Genomic DNA, 835 nt, shown 5'->3' on the forward strand with positions numbered 1-835 from the left:
CAAAGAACGTAGCAACCTGCATTTCCCAGATCTTTAAGGACAGCCTTACGATGAACGAGTGGCCTAAGATTTCCCGTTCTTGGGCGATGCGGTTACGACCAGATCCAAAAGCAGGCTTTTTCCATGCCTAACGCCTGCAATAAGGTGCCCCACACTAGACCTGCAAAGTGCACAGAACTCCATACCAAAACCGCCGAGTGTAACGGGTCACCCTTGATTGCTTTGTTATATTTTTAATTGTCACGGAACTCTTCAAGCACATCATCACCACTATCAATAACGTGATAGACAACCCCTAGACTTTCTCGTTCATCGATACCAATGCAAACAATATCATCTGGTATCCAAGAGTCATCGAAATCATGCATATCTCTTAATGTCGGAATCAAGGTAAGGTCAATAAAATAATATTGACCCTCAAGCCAAACATGGTAATTGAATCGATTTCTACCACTTACATCTTTAACTTCATCGGATTCACTTGGCTCAAAATATGATTCACCTTCTATCTCAACCCAACCTACGTTTATAGTGACATCATTATCTAAAATATCACTTGATGTTTGCAGTATTGCATTAGATACATTGGCACACTCTCCAGCAAGTTCGCCATCAAACAATTGAAGAGCTCTTACATATAACTCTTTATCTAGTTCATACATAATTTATAGTTTCTCCGCCAAAAATATAACGCCTGCGATAAGGTGCCCCGCACGAAACTAACAAAGCACACTGAACTTCATACCAAAACCGCCGAGTGTAACGGGTCACCTTGATTGCTTTGTTAGGCATTTCCACATGTGAAATCTTTACTTGGCCGCTGAACTCTCAGCAT

At 41.3% G+C, this 835-nt stretch carries 1 protein-coding gene; it reads right to left on the minus strand.

Annotated elements, in window-relative coordinates:
* Positions 1 to 233: 233 nt before the first annotated feature.
* Positions 234 to 662: a hypothetical protein gene (locus tag EIZ48_RS28440; protein WP_160658764.1), complete on the minus strand. Its 429-nt coding sequence runs from the start codon at positions 660 to 662 to the stop codon at positions 234 to 236.
* Between the last annotated feature and the right edge of the window lie 173 nt (positions 663 to 835).

The organism is Photobacterium alginatilyticum, from assembly GCF_009910675.1.
Taxonomy (GTDB): domain Bacteria; phylum Pseudomonadota; class Gammaproteobacteria; order Enterobacterales; family Vibrionaceae; genus Photobacterium; species Photobacterium alginatilyticum.

Coding starts and splice junctions, on each gene's coding strand:
- EIZ48_RS28440 (WP_160658764.1), bottom strand. CDS start 662: ATGTATGAACTAGATAAAGAGTTATATGTAAGAGCTCTTCAATTGTTT.